Here is an 18168-nt window from a genome sequence, read left to right on the forward strand (position 1 = left end):
ATGTCCCCCATGTCCCCCATGTCCCCTCGTGCCGGTCCGCATGCGCCCGGCCGAGCAGCCGTCAGGCACCGGCCCCGCCGCCCTCAGCCGGGGCGGCTGCGGCGCGGCGGGCGCCGCCGATGGGGGTGACCTGCCAGAGCGCGAACGGCACATGGGCCGGATCCAGCCGGATGTGCTGCTGCTTGCCGTTCAGCTTGAAGTGGTGGCCGCTCATCAGGTCCTGCACGGACACGCCTGCCTGGTCAGGCAGGCCCCATTCCCATAGTGGAATCTCGATGGAGGCCTCCTGCGCGTGGCGCGGATCGAGGTTGATGGCGACGAGCAGGACGTCATCCCCGAACAATGTTTCCTCGCCCAGCACGAAGCGCGCGAAATACAGGATGGCATCGTTGCCGGCATGGTAGAAGCGCAGCCCCAGATGGCTCTGCAGGGCGGGATGCTGCAGGCGGAGCAGGTTCAGGCGCGTGATCTCCGCGACGATGTTGCCGGGCTGCTGCCAGTTGCGCGGGCGCAGTTGATACTTCTCCGAGTCGAGATACTCCTCCCGCACCTTCCCGTCCACGACGAGGGGCTCGGACTCGCACAGCTCGAAGCCGCTGTACATGCCCCACAAGCCGGATAACAACGCGGCCAGCGCCGCGCGGATCAGGAACGCAGGGCGCCCGCCTTCATGCAGGAAGGGGGGGTTGATGTCTGGCGTATTGACGAAGAAGTGCGGGCGGAAGTATTCACGCAGCGGGCCTTGCGTCAGCTCGGTCAGGTACTCCATGAGCTCGGCCTTGGTGTTGCGCCAGGTGAAGTAGGTATAGGACTGGCTGAAGCCCACCTTGGCGAGCCGCGCCATCATCTTGGGCCGCGTAAAGGCCTCGGACAGGAAGATGGCGTCCGGATAGTGTGCGCGGACGTCCTCGATCATCCACTCCCAGAACGGCAGCGGCTTGGTGTGGGGGTTGTCGACGCGGAAGATGCGCACGCCCTGTTCCAGCCAGAACATGACCACGTCGCGCAAGGCCTGCCAGAGCGCCGTGGCCGCCGGAGCCGGGGCGTAGAAGTCCGGGTTGACGATGTCCTCGTACTTCTTCGGCGGGTTCTCCGCGTAGCGCAGTGAGCCATCGGGCCGACGCGCGAACCACTCCGGGTGCGCCTTCAGCCAGGGATGATCGAGCGAGCACTGGACGGCAAAGTCCAGCGCCAGCTCCAGCCCGGCCGCCGCGGCGGCATCGCGCAGGCGGTGAAAGTCCTCGAACGTACCGAGTTCCGGGTGCAGGGCATCGTGCCCGCCTTCTTCCGCCCCGATCGCGTAGGGGCTGCCAGGGTCACCCGGCTCGCAGCGCAGGCTGTTGTTGCGTCCCTTGCGGTGCGTCCTGCCGATCGGATGGATGGGTGGGAAGTAGAGCACGTCGAAGCCCATGGCGCGAATGGCGGGCAGGCGGGCGATCACATCGTCGAAGGTGCCGTGCCGCCGGGCACTGCCGCTCTGCGAGCGCGGGAAGAGCTCATACCAGCTGGCGAAGCGGGTGGCCAGCCGCTCGGCCTCGACCGGCATCGGCACCGGGTGGCGCGTGGCGAAAGGCCGCCCCGAAGGATGCTGCATGGCCGCGCGCATGGCCGCGGCGGTGCCTGCGGCGAGGAGGATCTCCAGCCGGCGGGTGTCGTCGCCGGCACTGGCGGCCAGCGCATCGACGATGCCGGCCAGCGCGCCATCGGGCGGCGGCGGCTCGCCGCCGGGCGGCAGCAGGGCGTCCGCCACCAGCCGCGCGCCTTCCTCGATTTCCAGCGTGATGTCGACGCCGGCGGCGAGCTTCTTCGCGATCTCGTCGAGCCAGCTCGCAAAGGTATCGTGCCAGGCCTCCACCGTGAACTCGTGCCGTCCGAGCGCCGCCAGGGGAAAGGCGCCGCGCCAGCGGTCATTGACCACATGCCGCATCGGTGCCTCGTGCCAGTCCTGCTCGCCGGGCGCGCGCCACAGCACGCACGCCGCCAGCTGGGCGTGTCCGTCCATCCAGATATCGGCGCTGACCTCGACGCGCTCGCCCACCACGCGGCGCACGGCAAAGCGCCCGGCGTCGCAGCAGGGAGCCACCTGCTCGATGACGATGCGCGGCGCCTCCAGTGCGGCCACCACGCTGCCCAGGCCGGACGCGCTGATGGCTTCGCCCTGGCGCGCCGCGCGGGTGACGGGCGGCCGTGCGGGCACGGGTACGGCGCGATACAGGCGGATGTCTCCTGCCGCCAGCGAGATGACTGCCAGCGCATCCAGCGCATCCATGGCGGCGCCATCGCGCGCGCCCGCAGGACTGCCCGGGGATGGCTCCAGGCGGGCGGCCGGATCGGGTGAGCTGCCAAGGATGCGATCGGCGCCCAGACTGCCCGGTTCGCGCGCGCTCGGGTTGATCACCACGGCGAGCACGTCCTGGCCGGGCAGCGCATCGCTGCCGCGGTCCGCATCCGCCAGGGGCAGGCGCAAGAGTGCCGTGAGCGGTGCATGGCTGCCCGTCAGCTGCCGTACCGACAAGGCCGGCTCGCTGCCGCGCGCCTCCAGCCAGGTGTTGGCTTGCAGCAGTTCATCGGTGATGTCGTAGCCGGCGGCACGGCACGGGCCGGATTCCGCGCTCAAAGATGGGACGGCGTCGGCCAGATCGCCGCCTTGCCTGCCACCGGTCTCGAAGCCGGCGGGTACCAGGATGCCGTCGCACAGGGCCGCCGCGCTCCACAACGCACGACGCGCCGTCAGTGCATCCTGGACGGCGGCTGTCAGCGACGTCGCGGCAAGCACCCGTCCGAAGCGGCGCAGCCGCCCGATCTCCTCGCTCAGCCAGCTGCTGCGGAAGTCCCACCACGGCAGGGAGCAGAAGGCGCCATCGAATCTCCCTTGCGCGAGATCTTCAAGCTGCGCGGGCGAAAGGCCGGGCGTCCATACCAGAAGGCGCGGATGCCGGCCATCCGGCGCCGCGCCGGCCGCGGCGTGCAGCATAGCGGTCAGGCTTTTCCAGTGGCGGCCGGCCACCCGATGCGGCGCGCGCAAGCAAAACCCGGCCACGCCGGCGGCGAAGGCCGCGCCGAGCTGCGCGGCCCACCAGCCGCTCAACGCTTCGGCGACGCCTGCATCGTGCCAGCGCAGGCGGGCGCCGGGGAGATGGCTGTCGGTTTCATGCGGGGCGGAGGCCGTTGCAGCACGATCGATCCAGTCGGGATCGATACGCGTCTGCTGCACCGGACAGCGGTCCAGCGAAAGGTCCAGCAAGAGGGACAGGCGGGTGCGCTCGCAGGCGGCGCAGAGCGCGGCCGTGGCGCCCAGCGCATCGCGGTCATCCGCGAGCGGGGCCGGCCAGCCGCTGCACAGCACATGGCTGAAGCCGAGCGCGGCGATGCGCCGGAGCTCGTTGCTCAAGGCATCCGGCTCCGTGGCAGAGGTGAGGTCGAGTTTGCAGATCCGCACTGGATTCGTCCTTCGCGCCTTCCTTATCGGCCGGGGCGGCCCGCGGCCGTGCCACACGCGGGGGCCGGAGGCTGTGCGAGCCATGCACATCCTGCGGGTCGGCCTGCTCGCGGTCCGCGATCCTCGCGATCCTGTGGCGGCGTGCCGGGTGATCTCCAATGGGATGGCGTGGAATCCAGGCAGGAGGATTTCGCTATGGTTCCTTGTTGAGTTGTAGCGGGTCGGCAGGCATCGCGCCGTCGGGGCGCGTCCTACTTTCGCGGATCCGCATGGGAGAAGAACGCCATGCGGCACCGTGCGGCTGCGGGTGGGCGCCTCGGCGGGGAGGGGGGCTATGCGCCTCGACGGATCGATGGATCGATCCCGCGGCGTGGTGACCGGCCGCGGGAGCGGCTTGCTGCGGTCCGTGTCGGGCATGCGGGGCTTCCGGCGCGGCGGCCGCCATCCCGGCTGCCACCGCGCCTTGGCCCGATCAAGGAGGGCTATTCGTCCCTGGGAGAGCGTACGCGTGCGATTGCCGCCATCAGTTCATCGAGTACGATCGGCTTGGTCAGGTAGGCGGAGTAGCCATTCTGCATGGCGCCTTGCATGCCGCCGCGCTGCACCACGGCGCTGAGCGCGATGACAGGCAGGTGGGCGTTCTCAGGCTTGGCGCGCAGGGCCGCAAGGAAAGCGAGGCGCTCCGGCCCGCCCAGGTTCAAGCCGGACAGCACGACATCGATGGCCTGGTCTTCCACTATCCGGATGGCCTCTTCGCTGCTGTCCGTGCAGGTCACCTGTGCGCCTTCGGTGCTGAGCAGCGCCTGGAACGCATCGTTGGTCGACGTGTCCTCATCCACCATGAGGACGTGCACTGCCTTCAATGGCTTGGCCTCGAACCGTCCCTCGTCGGTCTCCCTGGCATTGTCGCGGCGCAATGGCAAGGCGACCGTAAAGCGGGCGCCGGATGCCATGCCGGTGGATTCGACCGTGATCGAGCCGCCGTGCAGGCCGACCAGTTCCTTGACCAGGTAGAGCCCGATCCCAAGCCTGTCGTCGCGGCCCAGCGACGGGCGGCCGCGTTCGACCATGTCGAACACGTGCGGCAACAGCTCCGCTTCGATGCCGCTGCCATCGTCTTCGATCTGCAGCGTCGCCGCTTCGCCATCGTCCGCCAGCGTAACGTTCACCCGGCCGGCACCCGGCGACTGCAGCGCGTTGGCGACCAGGTTCCATACCACTTGCTCCATGCGGGGCAGGTCGGCCTGGATGATCACCGGATTCTCCGGCAGGTGCGGCGAGAGCTTGATGCCCTTGCTGCGCGCTTCCTCGTCCAAGGCCAGGCAGATGCGCTCGACGATCTCGCGCCAGTCCACCGCCGCGTAGTGGATGGTCAACTCCCCCGTGCGCAGGCGCGACACATCCAGCAAGTCATCGATCAGCCGTGCCTGGCTGATGGCGCTGCGCCGGATCGTGTCGGCGGCACGGGACACTTGCAGGCTCCGGTGTGCCTCGGGGGAGCGTGCCAGCAATTCCGCGTTGGCATAGATCAGGTTGAGCGGGCTCTTGAGCTTGTGCGATACCGCCGCGAGGAACTCGTCGCGCTTGCGCTCGGCTTCGTCGACATTGACCTCGCGGGCGATCTTGGCGAAGCCGCGCAGGCCATCCTCGTTCAGACGCATCAGGACGCCGGTGCAATACACGCGCGAGCCGTCCTTCCGTATGTGCCATCGATCTTCCTCCACACGTCCTTCCTCGCGTGCCCTGCGCAGTTCTTCGCCCGCCACACCGTGCTCGCGCTCGTCGGGCGGGTAGAGCAGTTCGAACGGCTGCCCGACGATCTCGCTTTCCTCGAAGCCGAACATGCGCACTGCGCCGGTGTTCCAGGTCATCACCAGCCCGCTCTCGTCAATGGTGATGATGGCGTACTCCTTCGTGCTCTCCGCCACGATGCGCATGCGCCGCTCGCCCTCGTGCAGGCGTTCCTCGGCTTCGCGTCGCGCAGTGATATCGATGAAGGTCAGCACTGCACCGTCGATGCGGTCCTCCGTGGTCCGATATGGCATGAAGCGCGCGATATACCAGTGCCCATGCGTGCTTCGCACTTCGCGCTCGATCAGGCGCAGGGAACCGAATGCCTTCGCCGTATCGGCGGCGAGTCCGTCGTATTCGAGCCGATGGGTGATGTCGAAGAGGGGGCGGCCGACGTCGGACGGGATGATGCTGAACACGTCGGCAGCGCGCGGGGTGAAGCGCTTGATGCGCATGGTCCGGTCGACGAAGATGGTGCCGATGTCGTTGGCCGTGATCAGGTTCTGCAGGTCGTCGTTGATCTTCGCGGTCTCGTCCACCTTGGATTTCAGTTCGGCATTGACGGTGACCAGCTCCTCATTGATCGACTGCAGTTCCTCCTTGCTGGTCTCGAGCTCTTCCGTGGCCGAGCGCAACTCTTCGTTGATCGCCTGCAGCTCCTCGTTCGATGCGGTCAACTCCTCCGTGGACGTTTCCGACTGTTCGATGGTCACCTGCAGCTGGTCGCGCGTGCGCTGCAATTCGCGCTCGAGCTGTGCCACCAGGGGATCCCGGCTGCCTTCGCCCTGGGCGCTGTTCTCCGCATCCATGGTGTCCTCGACCTCGTCGAAGAGCACCAGCAGGAAGTCATCGGATGCATCGGGGTCATGCACCGGGCGCACCGTCATCTTGACGAAATAGGGGCGATCGTCGCGCACCAGGCGGACGCGCCGCGATTCCACGCTGCTGTTGCCCTGCAGGGCCTGGAATATCGCCGTACGTATTTCAAGCCGCAGCGCCGGATGCACCACCGAGATGACATTGTGCGATGGTTCGTCGCCGGCATAGTGCAGGAATCGGCCCGCCCGGTCCGACAGGTGCACGATCTCCGAATCGCGGTTGATCAGCACGCTGGGCGGCGCAAACTGCTCGAGCAGGCGCTGATGCAGGTCGCCATACGAGGATTTGCGCTTGCCCGGGGTCTCGACGGTAGCGGCAATCGGCCGCGGGCCGGGCATGTCGCTCGCGAGCGCCGGCGATACCCCGCCCACGCGGGCCGCGGTGCTGGCCCGGTAGATTCGATGCTTCTTGTCGACCAAGCTGAAGTACTTGGAGGCGATATCGGCCGACTCCGAACTGCCGAGGAACAGGTAGCCGCCGGGACGCAGCGAAAAGTGGAAAGTGCGCAGGACTTCCGTCTGCGCCTCCCTGTCGAGGTAGATCATCAGGTTGCGGCAGCACACCAGGTCCAGCCGGGAGAATGGCGGATCGCTCGGCACATTGTGCAGGGCGAACAGCACGCGCTCGCGCAGCTTCTTCTTGACGCGGAAGTGCGACTGGTCCTTGGTGAAGAACTGCCGGAGCCGCTCCGCTGAGACATCGCTGACGATGGTTTCCGGATAGACCCCGGCCCGTGCCGCGGTGATCGCCTTTTCATCGATGTCGGTGGCAAACAACTGGAACGGCGGTACGACATGGCTCGAGCCGGAAGCCTCTTCCAGAAGCGTGGCCAGCGAGTAGGCCTCTTCCCCGGTGGCAACCCCGGGCGCCCACACGCGCACGCGCTCCCCGTCTTCGTCCCGATTGGCGAACAGGGCCGGCATCACCTCGCGCTGCAAGGCTTCGAAAGCGTCTTTGTCGCGGAAGAAGTGCGTGACGCTGATCAGCATGTCATCCAGCAGCAGGCGCGTTTCCTCGGGATGCAGCTGCAGGAATTCGCGATAGGCGCCCAGGTCGCGGATGCCGTTGACCTGCAGGCGCCGCTCGAGCCGCCTGAGGACTGTGGCCCGCTTGTAGCGCCGGAAATCGTGAGAGGTGCGCGTGCGCAGCATGAGCATGATTTCCTGCAGCGCTTTTTCTCCATCCTGCTGGTCGAGAGGGGTGTCGCTCGACTGGCTCTCCTGGTCGAGTTCGGTCGCCGACGGCAGCCGGATCAGGCGCGCGTTGTCGCGCAACTCGATCAGGCGCTGCGGCATTTCCGCCGCGGGCAGCACGATATCGACCTTGCCTGTCGCGATGGCACTATTGGGCATGCCGTCGAACTTTGCATCGTCCGGACTCTGCGCTAGGGTCACGCCTCCCATTTCCTTGACGTGCGCCAGGCCCACCGAGCCGTCGCTGCCAACGCCGGACAGGATGATGCCGATGGCGCGCTCGCGTTGCGATTCGGCGAGCGTGCGGAAGAACAGGTCGATCGCGACTTGCGGGCCGGCGTGCGCCGCGGCCTTGCGGACCTGCAGGTAGTCGTCGACCATCTGCAGGTCGGACGACGGCGCGATGACGTAGACGTGGTTCTTCTCGATCGCGGTCGTGGTGGTGACCTGCTGCACCGGCATCGCGGTGACGTTCTGGAGGATGCCGGCAAGATGGCTGGACTGCTCCGGTGCGAGGTGCAGGACAATGACAAAGGCCATGCCATTGTCGGCAGGCATCTCTTCAAAGAAGCTGAGCAAGGCTTCAGTGCCTCCCGCCGAAGCGCCGAGGCCGATGATCGGAAACTTGAGCTTGCTGAACAGCCCTGATGCAATGGACGGAGCCATGGGGACGTGAGGAAGGAGAGTGTTGACGGTCATGCCCGCCCAGGCCTGTCTGCGAGCGGCGGGGATTCGGTTTCCAGGTTGTCGGGCGGCGCACCGCCAGCCGGCTTCAACGGGCTGAGCGGGCCGTTCTGTTCGGCATGGGCGGTCCGGATGCGCAGCACTGTCTGCCGGGATGTGCCGAAGAACCGGGCCACCTCGCTGACCGAAGCTCCATCCGACAGCGACTGCAGGATCCCATTGCGCTCCGCCTTCCCGAGCGAGGGCCGCCGCCCCAGCTGCTTGCCGTTGGCCTTGGCCTCGGCGGCGCTCGCGCGCATGCGCTCGCTGCGCGTCGCCTCGTCGATCGCGGCAATGGCGCGCAGCAGCGTGACGGCCATCGGGGGCGATCTGCGGGCCAGATCCGCGCGGCCCAGCTCCACGCAGTACAGCCCGACGCCGAGCTTGCGGAATCTCATGATGGTCGCGAGCACATCCTGGACGCTGCGCCCGAGGCAGGACAACTGCATGACCACGACCACGTCCCCGTTGGCGAGGCGCTGCATGAGAGCGCGCAGCTGGGGGCGTTCGAGCGCGCTTACCAAGGGCGGCACGCACTCCCAGAAGGCACGCCTCAGGTCGACGGTATAGCCTGCGCGGTCGGCTGCCGACAACTGGTGCTCGATGGCATCCATGTCCGGTGCGCTATTCGAATAGATGAACGTCGACCGCATGAGTGCCATCCGGAATCCGCTTCAGTGTCCGAAATTCTACACTTTAGGACAGCTCTGCAGTAGTCGAGCCGCGCCGGGTCGCTCGCCGAAGGACTTGCAGTGCGGATCTGGCGCCACTTCGGCGGGGCCGTTGCGGCTCTGAACGTCACCAGCGAAGCACCCCGGTGCGGCTGTCGCGCTCGCTATTCGTCTGTGTCTGGCGATTCGCGGCCGCTGACTCAAGCAAGCCAAGGGTGTCCGCAAGGTGCCGATTCAGAACAGGCGGTCGTGGTGTTTCTTTGCACGAAAGTTCATTAGGCTGGTTCTTCCCGTGGAGAGGGCGCGGATCACACGCTGAATCTCCCTCCCAATCCTTCCACAGAGCCCTTATGAACATCACGCAACGATTGACCGTGCAATCGAAGGGCGGCGCCCTGCACGTCGTGGCCATCTGGCAGGGCCTGGCGCGCTAAGCCGACAAGATAGGTGGCGTTTCGGCTCATGTGGATGCCGTGCGCGGAGCGGAAAGCCTGGTCATCGACGTCGTCGACGTCTGCCAGGATCAGGTGCTCGGTGTCGCCGCGGAGCTGAATCGATCGACGTTGCCGATGATGGCGACCGTCGAGCCGGTCTGGCAAGGCGCGTCAGCGCCGGCGTCCAGGCAGCCGCACGAAGCCGGCACGAGAACGGGCTAGAAGGCGGCGCCAGACCGGCCTGGCCGGGAGCCGCGCGCGGCGCGTGCGAATGACCTGGCATCCCTGCAGTTTCCCGAATCACCCCACGCATCCCGGCACGAGAGCGGCAGGAGGCCCTGCCACATCCGTACGTCGGGAGCATACACAGGAGCGCATGATGCAAGCATTGAATCTGGAACCGCTGAAGGCCATGCAAGCCGCCAGCTTCGATATCGCCTTCGGCCTGACCACAAAGACCCTGGACGCCTGCCAGCAACTCACGGCGCTTGGCGTGCAGACGTTCCGGGAAAGCCTGTCGGAAAGCCAGAAGCATGTGCTCAGGGCCTCCGCCGTCAAGGACGCGCCGGAACTCTTCGCGCTGCAACTGAGCCTGGTCGAGCCCACGACGGAAAGAATGCGGAACTACGTGCAACGTGTGTGCGAGATCGCCGCCGGTACCCGTGCGGAATACCAGAAGGTCGCGCAAGCCCAGTTCGATTCCAATCTGCGCAACATGCAGCAGGCCCTGGAGAAGGCCAGCCAAGGTGCGCCGAGCGGAACCGATGGCACTTGGAACGCCTGGCAATCCACCTTGGCCTCCACGGCTGCCTTCTATGACTCCATGCAGCAGGCCACCCAGCACGCCATCGAGTTGGCCGAGCACCAGGTGATCGACGCGGCCGCGACAGCCTCGAGCGCCGCGCGCAAGGCCAATGCAGAATCCGCGCGTTCTGAGGCAAAGCGCTGACACGGCTTGCGACAGGCGCGGTCGCCACGGGAGGCCGACAGGAAGGGCCTCCGTTGCCGTCGCGGCGGCGACGCCGGCCTTGCGGGCGCCGGTGCTCGACCTGGCGCCCGCCGCGCTGTCTGCGGGAGAAGCAGCGCAAGCGCAGCAACCATCGGAACAGATCAAGAGAGAACCGATCATGAGCAAGCAGATCGCCTTGGTAACAGGTGGCATGGGAGGCATCGGCGAAGCCATCAGCGTCAGGCTGCTGGATGCCGGTTACATCGTGGTGGTCACGCACTCGCCAGGCAATGATGGTGCGGGTGCCTGGCTGGCGAGAATGGCCGAGGACGGCCGGCACTTCATCGCGTACGGCGTGGACGTGGCCGATTACGCTTCTTGCGAAGCGTGCGTGGCAAGGATCCGGGCCGAAGTGGGGGGCGTGGATATCCTGATCAACAATGCCGGTATCACACGCGACAGCAGCTTCAAGAAGCTGAACAAGATCGATTGGGATGCCGTGCTGCGTACCGATCTCGACTCGCTCTTCAATATGACCAAGCAGGTATGCGACGGCATGGTCGAGCGTGGCTGGGGGCGCATCATCAATATCGCCTCCATCATCGGATCGAAGGGGGGCTTCGGCCAGGCCAACTATGCGGCCGCCAAGGCGGGCATGCACGGCTTCACCAAGGCGCTGGCACTCGAAGTGGCCAAGCGCGGGGTCACCGTCAACACGGTTTCCCCGGGCTATATCGCTACCAGGATGGTCACGGCGGTACCGGCGGAGATCCTGGAGACCAGGATCATCCCCCAGATCCCGGTCGGCCGGCTGGGGCAGCCGGAGGAGATCGCGGCACTGGTCCAGTACCTGTGCTCACGCGAAGCGGGCTTTGTCACCGGTGCCAACATCGCCATCAACGGCGGCCAGCACATGCAGTGACCAGCCGCGGGCACGTGAGGGCCTGAAGCAGGCTGTGCCGTGCCTGCGGCATACGCCGCGCGCCGGGTGCGGTCCGCGGGGATGCTGCATGGGCAAGCGGAACGAGGAGGGGATGTCGATGGATTCGGTGACGAGCTGGTTCAAGCCGAGGAGCCCGCAAAGGACCGCGGCCAGGGAGTTGCAGGAGGCGCGGCGGATGTTGCTGCAAGCCGAGCAGCACCTCTTGCATGCCCGCATGCAGGCCGACTACTACCGAGACCTGGTGGCTTTCCTGGACACCGTGCAGGAGAGCGGGGTGGAAAGCGTGAGCGACCGGCGCCGGGCCTGCGCCTCTGCGGGACTTCGGCCGCCAGCATGTGCCGCAGGATTGGAGACGGTACCGGTCGTGCCGATCACGCCGTTTGCTGCCTGATGATCCGGTGCCGCGGTGCCGGGCGACCCGCCATTCCTTGCCGGCCCTGACCGCAAGGAATGGGCGGATTCCGGACAGCCTTGCCGAGGGGAACAACCCGCATTTCTTCGGTGGATTGGCTAAAATCCGAGCGTAACGAGGGAGAAAGAACGGGGACTTGGCAGGGAATCGAGTTCCCCGGCCAACTCTGACCGGGGGCTCGTTATTTTTTCGCTCGGCCCGCATTTCCGCGGGTCGCTGATCCAGCCGGTCCGGTCCGGACGCGGACGCACCGAAAAGTGCGGAGAATCGGCTCATCTGTCAGCGAGACGGCAACCGGACCTGCCGTCTTTTCTCTTGTGCGGTCATACGCAACACTGTAGGAGATTGTCTGATACTGCTTCGATTCGTGCTCGCCTACAAAGATTACATACGCAGGCACCAAATCGAAGGCGATCATGACAACCGCGACTATTCGAGTAACGCTCGCTGAAGACGGACGATGGACCGTGCAATCCGACAGCTTCGAACGTGAGCGCTTCTACTTTCTGTCACGCGCGGAAGCGATAGCTGCCGGTGTGCAGAAGGCCTTGGAGCAAGCCGGTCTTCTGGTGATCTACGGCGTCGGCGATCAACGGACCGAGCTTGAACTGGCGAGGCGTGCCGTCATCGCCGGCTAGCGCTTCCCGTTCCCGCCGGTGGCACGCGTGCTTTACCGATCGTCCTTCCCCGAACCCGACGCGGGCGGGCCCGCCTTGGAGCCCGCGGGGCGCCCGTGGCGGAATCCGCTCGCTTTCTGCAACTGCCAGGCGGGCAGCCGCGGTACATCGCACCGCGCCATCCTTTTCATCGTCCCCGGCGCCATCGTCCTGCGCGCGGGCGGAGAAAGCAATGCTCGCTGGCGATCGAGGTGCCAGGCCGCGCAACGCGGAGGCGAACATGCAGAGACATATCACGATTGGCGACTATGAGGTATCGATCGAGGCTGACCACGGCGACGATCCCCTTCGATCGGGCTATGTGGTCCGCTACTCCATCGCACGTACCGACGGCAACCCGGTCAGGGCGGATTTCCTTAAGGTGCATTCATACGATCTTATCGATGGCGTCGACTATTTCGGAAGCGCTGATGCGGCGCTGGGTTACGGCGAAAAGAAAGCCCGCGATGACATTGCGGCGTTGAGCGCCCGGCCATAGCGCCGGGGCATCGCGCACTCTTTTTCTTGCGCAGTATTGAAACGAGTCGAGTTTCAGGCTGTGCAACAGGGTGTAAAGCTCAATGGTTCCGGATGATGGTATCGCTATGGTGGAATATGAAGATTGAAGATGAAATCGGCAGATGAACTACGGGGGCAATTTGAATGCGAGGCATCAGGAGGAGCGATGAGACAATTCCATGAGCATTTCATTGCAACGTATCCACTGCTGACTGGTGGCAATCGCCTGGTGGAAGTCTTCGGCACGGTCAAGTGGGAATTCGGTCCGTTCGAGACTTTCGATCGGTGCGATGAAGTGGCGGCTACCATCTTTCCGAGATTGCGGCTTTTCCGCCTGCCAATGCAATCCGGCGAATTGGATATCGACGCGCTGAGGATCCTCGTTAACGCTCTCGTCATGAGGGATGTGTCGAGAACCGCATAGCGGTCGAGATCCTCATCGCGTTCAAAGCGGAAAGGCCGCCAGCGAGCGGCTTTTCTTCTCAGTGCCGGAGTCGGTGACGAGGCTTGCGGCCGGCGGGTGAAGGCAAGTCACGCGTGCGCGATGCGACAGGTCGCTGATGTCGCGCCTTCAGGTGCCTTCAGGTGCGTTCAGCAGAAGCTGACCCTCTGTGCCACCGTGCCGTCTTCATTGTGTATATAGAGCAGTGCACCTCTTAGCGTCGCCAGTGACGTAGCAATGGCCAATGCGCGGGCATAAGTGACTCCCACTCTCACCCGGCCTTCGCCTTCAATGGCAACCGCCCAACGTGTGCCGTCGTAAACGACGTGAAAATTGCTGTTTGAGATACTCATAGATTCGTTGAAACATCAGTCGGCCATGTTGTCTTGGCAATACTCCTTCCTCTGCAATTCGTGGAGTCGTTTTTCCATTCTAGGACTCATGGAGGATCCTTGCCATCGGATGCCGATGGCAAGGCAATAACGGCAGCGTGAGCGGGCGTGCAGGCAAGCGTAGCGGCTGCCCCGCTCGTCAGACGACATTGACCCCCGCTGTGCCGGCTTGCACCTCCACCGTCAATGTGCTGGCGGTGGCGGGCAGCGCCGGCGCGCTGCCCGCCACCAGTGGCTTGAGCTTGTGGAAGGTGCAGCTCAACCTGGTGGTGGTGAGGGTGACCACGGCGTAGCCCTGGGCATCGGTATCGACCAGCTTGAGCCAGGGGTTGAAGGCCTTCAAGGTGCTGTTGAAGGTGTTGACCATGGCGCCGTTCTGCATGGTGTAGACCAGGGCCCTGGCGGCGGAGAAGGCAGGGTCGCTGTCGACCACGCTCTTGAAGTAGCTGTGGAAGGAGTTGCTCGACAGCCCCGCGGTGACCAGGTCGACCATGACCGGTGCCGGCGTGGCGGCATCGTAGTCGTCCATCACCGGGCCGGCGAAGATGGCGTGGATGTCGCCGGTCAGCGCCACCACGTTGGCGATGCCCTGCGCCTTCAGGAAGGCCATCAGCGACTTGCGCTCGGCGTTGTAGCCATCCCACTGGTCGGCGTTGAGGAGGTACTGGTCGAGCAGCGCCGCGTTCGGCAACTGCGCGTCGATCTGTCCCCGCAGGGCCGCGTCGAAGGTGGCGCCGTCGATGCCGGCGCCGGCCAGCACGGCCTTGAGCGCGGCGTAGGCGGGATGCGGATAGCTGCCGTCCGCCTTGGCCGCCGCGAGGTCGGCGGCCAGCGCCGCTGTCATGGCCGGCTGCAGCGGCGCCAGCGCGGCGTTGGCGCCGGCCAGCGCAGCGGCCACCATGCCGGCCACGGCCTGCACGCCATCGAGCTGCATGCGCAGCAGCGACACCTCGTTACCCCACAGCTTCCAGGTGGTGGCGGCAGCGCGCATCTGCTCCTGCCACCAGGCGCGCTGCGTGTCGCCAAGCAGCGACACCGGCGTCAGCGCGTTGCCCGCGGCGTTGATCTTGCGGGCCTCCAGGGCGGACAGCGTGGCCTTGGGCACGAAGTAGCGGCTGCCGATCTCGCTGCCGGCGGCCTGCTCCGGGATCACGTGGTCGGCGCGGTAGAGGCGCTCGTCGGTCATCACCAGCGTGGCCAGCTGGCCGAAGGTGAAGGCGCGATAGATCTGGATATTGCGGAAGGACGGGTTGGCGAGGTCGATGCTGACGTCTGCCGGCATGTACTCGAACCAGGCCTGGCTGGCGCCGCGCCGGCGCGCGGTGCGCGGGGTCTGGTCGTCGTCCGCGCTGTAGACCTGGTGGTCCTGCCAGCAGTCGTCGGAGAACTCGTGGTCGTCCCAGATCGCGATCACCGGGAAGCGCGCATGCAGTGCCTGCAGGCGTGCGTCGCTGCGGTAGGAGCGGTAGAGGTAGCGGTAGTCGCCGACCGTGGTCGCATAGCGCGCGCCGTCCGCGCGCGCGGTGCCGTCGGGCAGCTTGAGCTGGCCGTGGCGCGACTCAACCTTGCCGGTCTGGAAGGCGGCGCCCACCGTTTCGTAGATGTAGTCGCCCAGGTGGATGACGAAGTCCAGGTCCTGCGCCGCCAGTTCCTCCATGCCGGCCCAGTGGTTGACGCTCCAGTCCTGGCAGGTGATGAAGGCGAACTTGAGCTGCGCCAGCGGCGTGCCGGGTGCGGGTGCGGTGCGCGTGCGGCCGACCGGGCTGGCGACGTTGCCGGCGACGAAGCGGTAATAGTAGGTGGTGGCCGCGGCCAGCCCGGTGACCTTGTTGCGCACCGTGTAGTCCCAGTCGGGCAGGGCGCTCAGCTTCGTATTGACCAGCAGGGCGGCGAAGTCGGCGGTGGCGGACACCTGCAAGGTCACGGGCACGGCCTGCTTGCCGTCGGCGCCGCCGACCCGGGTCCACAGCACGATGCTGTCCGGCTTCGGATCGCCGGATGCCACGCCCTGCGCGAAGGCGAAAGGGGCGGTGCCGTCCGTCGTGGCATCGGGCGCGGCCGGGCTGCCCGGCGTGGCTGGCGCGTCATCGCTACCGCAGCCGGCAAGGCCGGTGGTGGCGACGGAGACCGTGAGGAAGCTTCCCCACTGGAGGAACCGGCGGCGATCCATGGTGTTTCCCTTCTGTCGTGATCGGGTGGCGCAGGCCGCCGCGTCACCCGGACGCGGCGGTGCCGCATGGATTGTCTGTGCGCTTCATGACGCATAGATGTCTGCCTGTCCGGTCGCCGGGACATGGCTGAAAGCCGGTGCGGCATGCAGGATGGCGGTCTTCCGGATCGAGCGGGGAAGGAGGAGGACAGAGGGAAGCCCTGCTACCCGATACGCCGTGGAGAACCCAGGCGCATGGATCGGGCCGCGCTGATCGCGGCGTACCGATCGCGGCGCAATGTCGGGCGAAGCCGCCTGTGTGGCTGGCAGATGGATGCGGGGATCGGGTCCTGCGGATCATCAGGACGCGGCCTGCTCTACCGTGCCGAACGGCACGAGGCAAGGCGCGACGGGCCTTCCCTCGCGCCTTGGGGAGGCGCGAGGGAGTGTGCCGCCTTACTTCAAGTCCGCAAACCGCTTGCCCTGCGCCACCAGGTCCTCCAGCAATCCGGCCGGCTTGAAGTCCGCGCCCAGCTCTGCCTCGAAGCGCTTCATCGTGGCCAGCACCTTGTCCAGGCCGATGGTGTCGGCGTAGCACATCGGGCCGCCGCGGTAGACCGGCCAGCCGTAGCCGTTGACCCACACCACGTCGATGTCGGAGGCGCGGATGGCCTTGCCTTCCTGCAGGATCCTGGCGCCTTCATTGATCATCGGGTAGATGCAGCGCTCCAGGATTTCCTGGTCCGATACGGTGCGGCTGCTCTTGCCCTGCCGGGCGGCGAAGTCGCGGATGATCTGTTCCACCACCGGCGAGGGCTTGGCGTTGCGCTTTTCGTCGTAGTCGTAGTAGCCGGCGCCGGTCTTCTGGCCGCGGCGATCCATCTCGCACAGGATCTCGCGCAGCGTGGAGCTGCTGGATTTCTCGCGCGTCCAGCCCAGGTCCAGGCCGGCCAGGTCGCTCATGGCGAACGGGCCCATGGGGAAGCCGAACTGGTACAGCACGCGGTCCACGTCCCAGGGCAGGGCGCCTTCCAGCACCAGCTTCTGCGCCTCGCGCTGGCGCTGGGCCAGCATGCGGTTGCCGACGAAGCCGGGGCACACGCCTACCAGCGCGGCGATCTTGCCGATCTTGCGCGCCAGTTCCATCGAGGTGCGGATCACCGGCTTGGAGGTCTGGTCGCCGCGCACCACTTCCAGCAGCTTCATCACGTTGGCCGGCGAGAAGAAGTGCAGGCCGATCACCGACTCCGGGCGCGAGGTGGAGGCGGCGATCTCATTGACGTCGAGCGCGGAGGTGTTGGTGGCGAGGATGGCGCCCGGCTTGGCGATCTTGTCGAGCTTGCCGAACACTTCCTTCTTGACCGCCATGTCTTCGAACACAGCCTCGATCACCAGGTCGGCGTCGGCGAGCTGCGCCAGGTCCAGCGTGGGCGTGAGCAGGGCCATGCGCTGCTCGACGGCGGCGGCGCTCAGGCGGCCCTTCCTGGCGGTGTTGTCGTAGTTGGCGCGGATGGTGCGCACGCCGCGTTCGAGCGCGGGCTGCGCGGTCTCGACGATGGTGACCGGGATGCCCGCGTTGAGGAAGTTCATGGCGATGCCGCCGCCCATGGTGCCGGCGCCGATGATGCCGACGCGCTTGACCGGGATCAGCGGCGTGTCGGCCGGCACGTCGGGCAGGTTCCACACCTGGCGCGAGGCGAAGAAGTAGTAGCGCTGGGCGGCCGACTGGGTGCCCTGCATCAGTTCCAGGAACAGCTTGCGCTCGGTGGCCAGGCCCTGGTCGAAGGGCAGGTTGACCGCTGCCTCGATGCAGCGGATGTTGTACTCGGGCGCGTCGAAGCCGCGGAAGCGGCGCGCGTTGGCGCGGCGGAACTCGGCGAACAGTTCGGGCTGGCCGCGCGCGGCTTCCACCTTCTCGTTGAGGTCGCGCACCTTGCGCAGCGGGCGGCCTTCGGCGATCACCTTGCGCGTGAAGGCGATGGCGTCGGCGCGCAGCGAGGCGTCGTCGGTGAGGGCGTCGACCAGGCCCATTTCGGCGGCGGCCGCTGCCGGCACGTGCTCACCCGAGGTGACCATCTCCTGCGCGCGCGCCGCACCGACGATGCGGGGCAGGCGCTGCGTGCCGCCCGCGCCCGGCAGCAGGCCGAGCTTGACCTCGGGCAGGCCGCACTTGGCCGAGCGCGTGGCCACGCGGTAGTGGCACACCAGCGCCACTTCCAGGCCGCCGCCCAGCGCGGTGCCGTGGATGGCGGCGACCACGGGCTTGGGCGCGTCTTCGATCAGCGCCTGCACTTCCTGCAGGGCCGGGCCGACCGGGGGCTTGCCGAACTCGGTGATGTCGGCGCCGGCGATGAAGGTCTTGCCGGCGCAGATCAGCACGATGCCCTGCACGGCGGGGTCGGCGCTGGCTTGCGCGACGCCGTCGCGGATGCCGGCGCGGACCGTGGCCGAGAGGGCGTTGACGGGCGGGGAATCGAGCGTGAGCACGGCGATGCCGTCTTCGATCTCGAGGGTGGTGACGGGGTTGATGGCGGTCATGCGTTGTCTCCTGGATGTCGTGGCCGGATGCCTTGGCG

13 protein-coding genes are annotated in these 18168 nt (G+C 66.6%); 6 read left to right on the top strand and 7 right to left on the bottom strand.

All coding sequences use genetic code 11. The annotated features are described in order from the left end of the window. Nucleotides 1–61 precede the first annotated feature (61 nt). From BKK81_RS26055 to BKK81_RS35670, 4 genes are all read right to left on the bottom strand, one after another. Complete coding sequence (locus BKK81_RS26055; protein WP_442873402.1) at nucleotides 62–3529, bottom strand: alpha-1,4-glucan--maltose-1-phosphate maltosyltransferase; 3468 nt, start codon at nucleotides 3527–3529, stop codon at nucleotides 62–64. 392 nt (nucleotides 3530–3921) lie between these two features. Then, on the bottom strand, nucleotides 3922–7968 hold the full coding sequence (locus tag BKK81_RS26060) for a CheR family methyltransferase (protein ID WP_071018938.1): 4047 nt from the start codon (nucleotides 7966–7968) through the stop codon (nucleotides 3922–3924). 29 nt (nucleotides 7969–7997) lie between these two features. Continuing rightward, a complete protein-coding gene (locus tag BKK81_RS26065) occupies nucleotides 7998–8678 on the bottom strand; it encodes a recombinase family protein (RefSeq protein ID WP_083384765.1) in 681 nt (226 codons plus the stop codon). A 326-nt stretch (nucleotides 8679–9004) separates the two neighbouring features. Further along, on the bottom strand, nucleotides 9005–9295 hold the full coding sequence (locus tag BKK81_RS35670) for a hypothetical protein (protein WP_156811448.1): 291 nt from the start codon (nucleotides 9293–9295) through the stop codon (nucleotides 9005–9007). Nucleotides 9296–9506: 211 nt separating this feature from the next. Here BKK81_RS35670 and BKK81_RS26075 point away from each other — a divergent pair, with 211 nt between their 5' ends. From BKK81_RS26075 to BKK81_RS26100, 6 genes are all read left to right on the top strand, one after another. Further along, complete coding sequence (locus BKK81_RS26075) at nucleotides 9507–10079, top strand: phasin family protein (RefSeq protein ID WP_197523984.1); 573 nt, start codon at nucleotides 9507–9509, stop codon at nucleotides 10077–10079. Nucleotides 10080–10257: 178 nt separating this feature from the next. Then, nucleotides 10258–11001: an acetoacetyl-CoA reductase gene (phbB, locus tag BKK81_RS26080; RefSeq protein ID WP_071022357.1), complete on the top strand. Its 744-nt coding sequence runs from the start codon at nucleotides 10258–10260 to the stop codon at nucleotides 10999–11001. A gap of 112 nt (nucleotides 11002–11113) precedes the next feature. Then, nucleotides 11114–11413, top strand: coding sequence for a hypothetical protein (locus BKK81_RS26085; protein WP_231908086.1), 300 nt, complete (start codon nucleotides 11114–11116; stop codon nucleotides 11411–11413). Between the two features lie 437 nt (nucleotides 11414–11850). Further along, nucleotides 11851–12072 carry a DUF2188 domain-containing protein gene (locus BKK81_RS26090; RefSeq protein WP_071018944.1) on the top strand — a complete coding sequence of 74 codons (222 nt, stop codon included), beginning with the start codon at nucleotides 11851–11853 and terminating at the stop codon, nucleotides 12070–12072. Between the two features lie 211 nt (nucleotides 12073–12283). Further along, nucleotides 12284–12589: a hypothetical protein gene (locus BKK81_RS26095; RefSeq protein WP_231908088.1), complete on the top strand. Its 306-nt coding sequence runs from the start codon at nucleotides 12284–12286 to the stop codon at nucleotides 12587–12589. A gap of 129 nt (nucleotides 12590–12718) precedes the next feature. After that, nucleotides 12719–13033 (top strand): hypothetical protein, encoded by a 315-nt coding sequence (locus tag BKK81_RS26100; protein WP_156811449.1) that lies wholly within the window; start codon nucleotides 12719–12721, stop codon nucleotides 13031–13033. A 167-nt stretch (nucleotides 13034–13200) separates the two neighbouring features. Here the strand turns inward: BKK81_RS26100 and BKK81_RS37115 are convergent, their stop codons facing one another. The 3 genes from BKK81_RS37115 to BKK81_RS26110 form a co-directional block, all read right to left on the bottom strand. Continuing rightward, nucleotides 13201–13404, bottom strand: a complete 204-nt coding sequence (locus tag BKK81_RS37115; protein WP_083384452.1) for a DUF2188 domain-containing protein — start codon at nucleotides 13402–13404, stop codon at nucleotides 13201–13203. Between the two features lie 178 nt (nucleotides 13405–13582). After that, complete coding sequence (locus tag BKK81_RS26105; RefSeq protein ID WP_071018948.1) at nucleotides 13583–15613, bottom strand: alkaline phosphatase D family protein; 2031 nt, start codon at nucleotides 15611–15613, stop codon at nucleotides 13583–13585. Between the two features lie 435 nt (nucleotides 15614–16048). Next, nucleotides 16049–18130 carry a 3-hydroxyacyl-CoA dehydrogenase NAD-binding domain-containing protein gene (locus tag BKK81_RS26110; protein WP_071018950.1) on the bottom strand — a complete coding sequence of 694 codons (2082 nt, stop codon included), beginning with the start codon at nucleotides 18128–18130 and terminating at the stop codon, nucleotides 16049–16051. Nucleotides 18131–18168: the final 38 nt, after the last annotated feature.

It is taken from the genome of Cupriavidus sp. USMAHM13, from assembly GCF_001854285.1.
Taxonomy (GTDB): Bacteria; Pseudomonadota; Gammaproteobacteria; order Burkholderiales; family Burkholderiaceae; genus Cupriavidus; species Cupriavidus malaysiensis.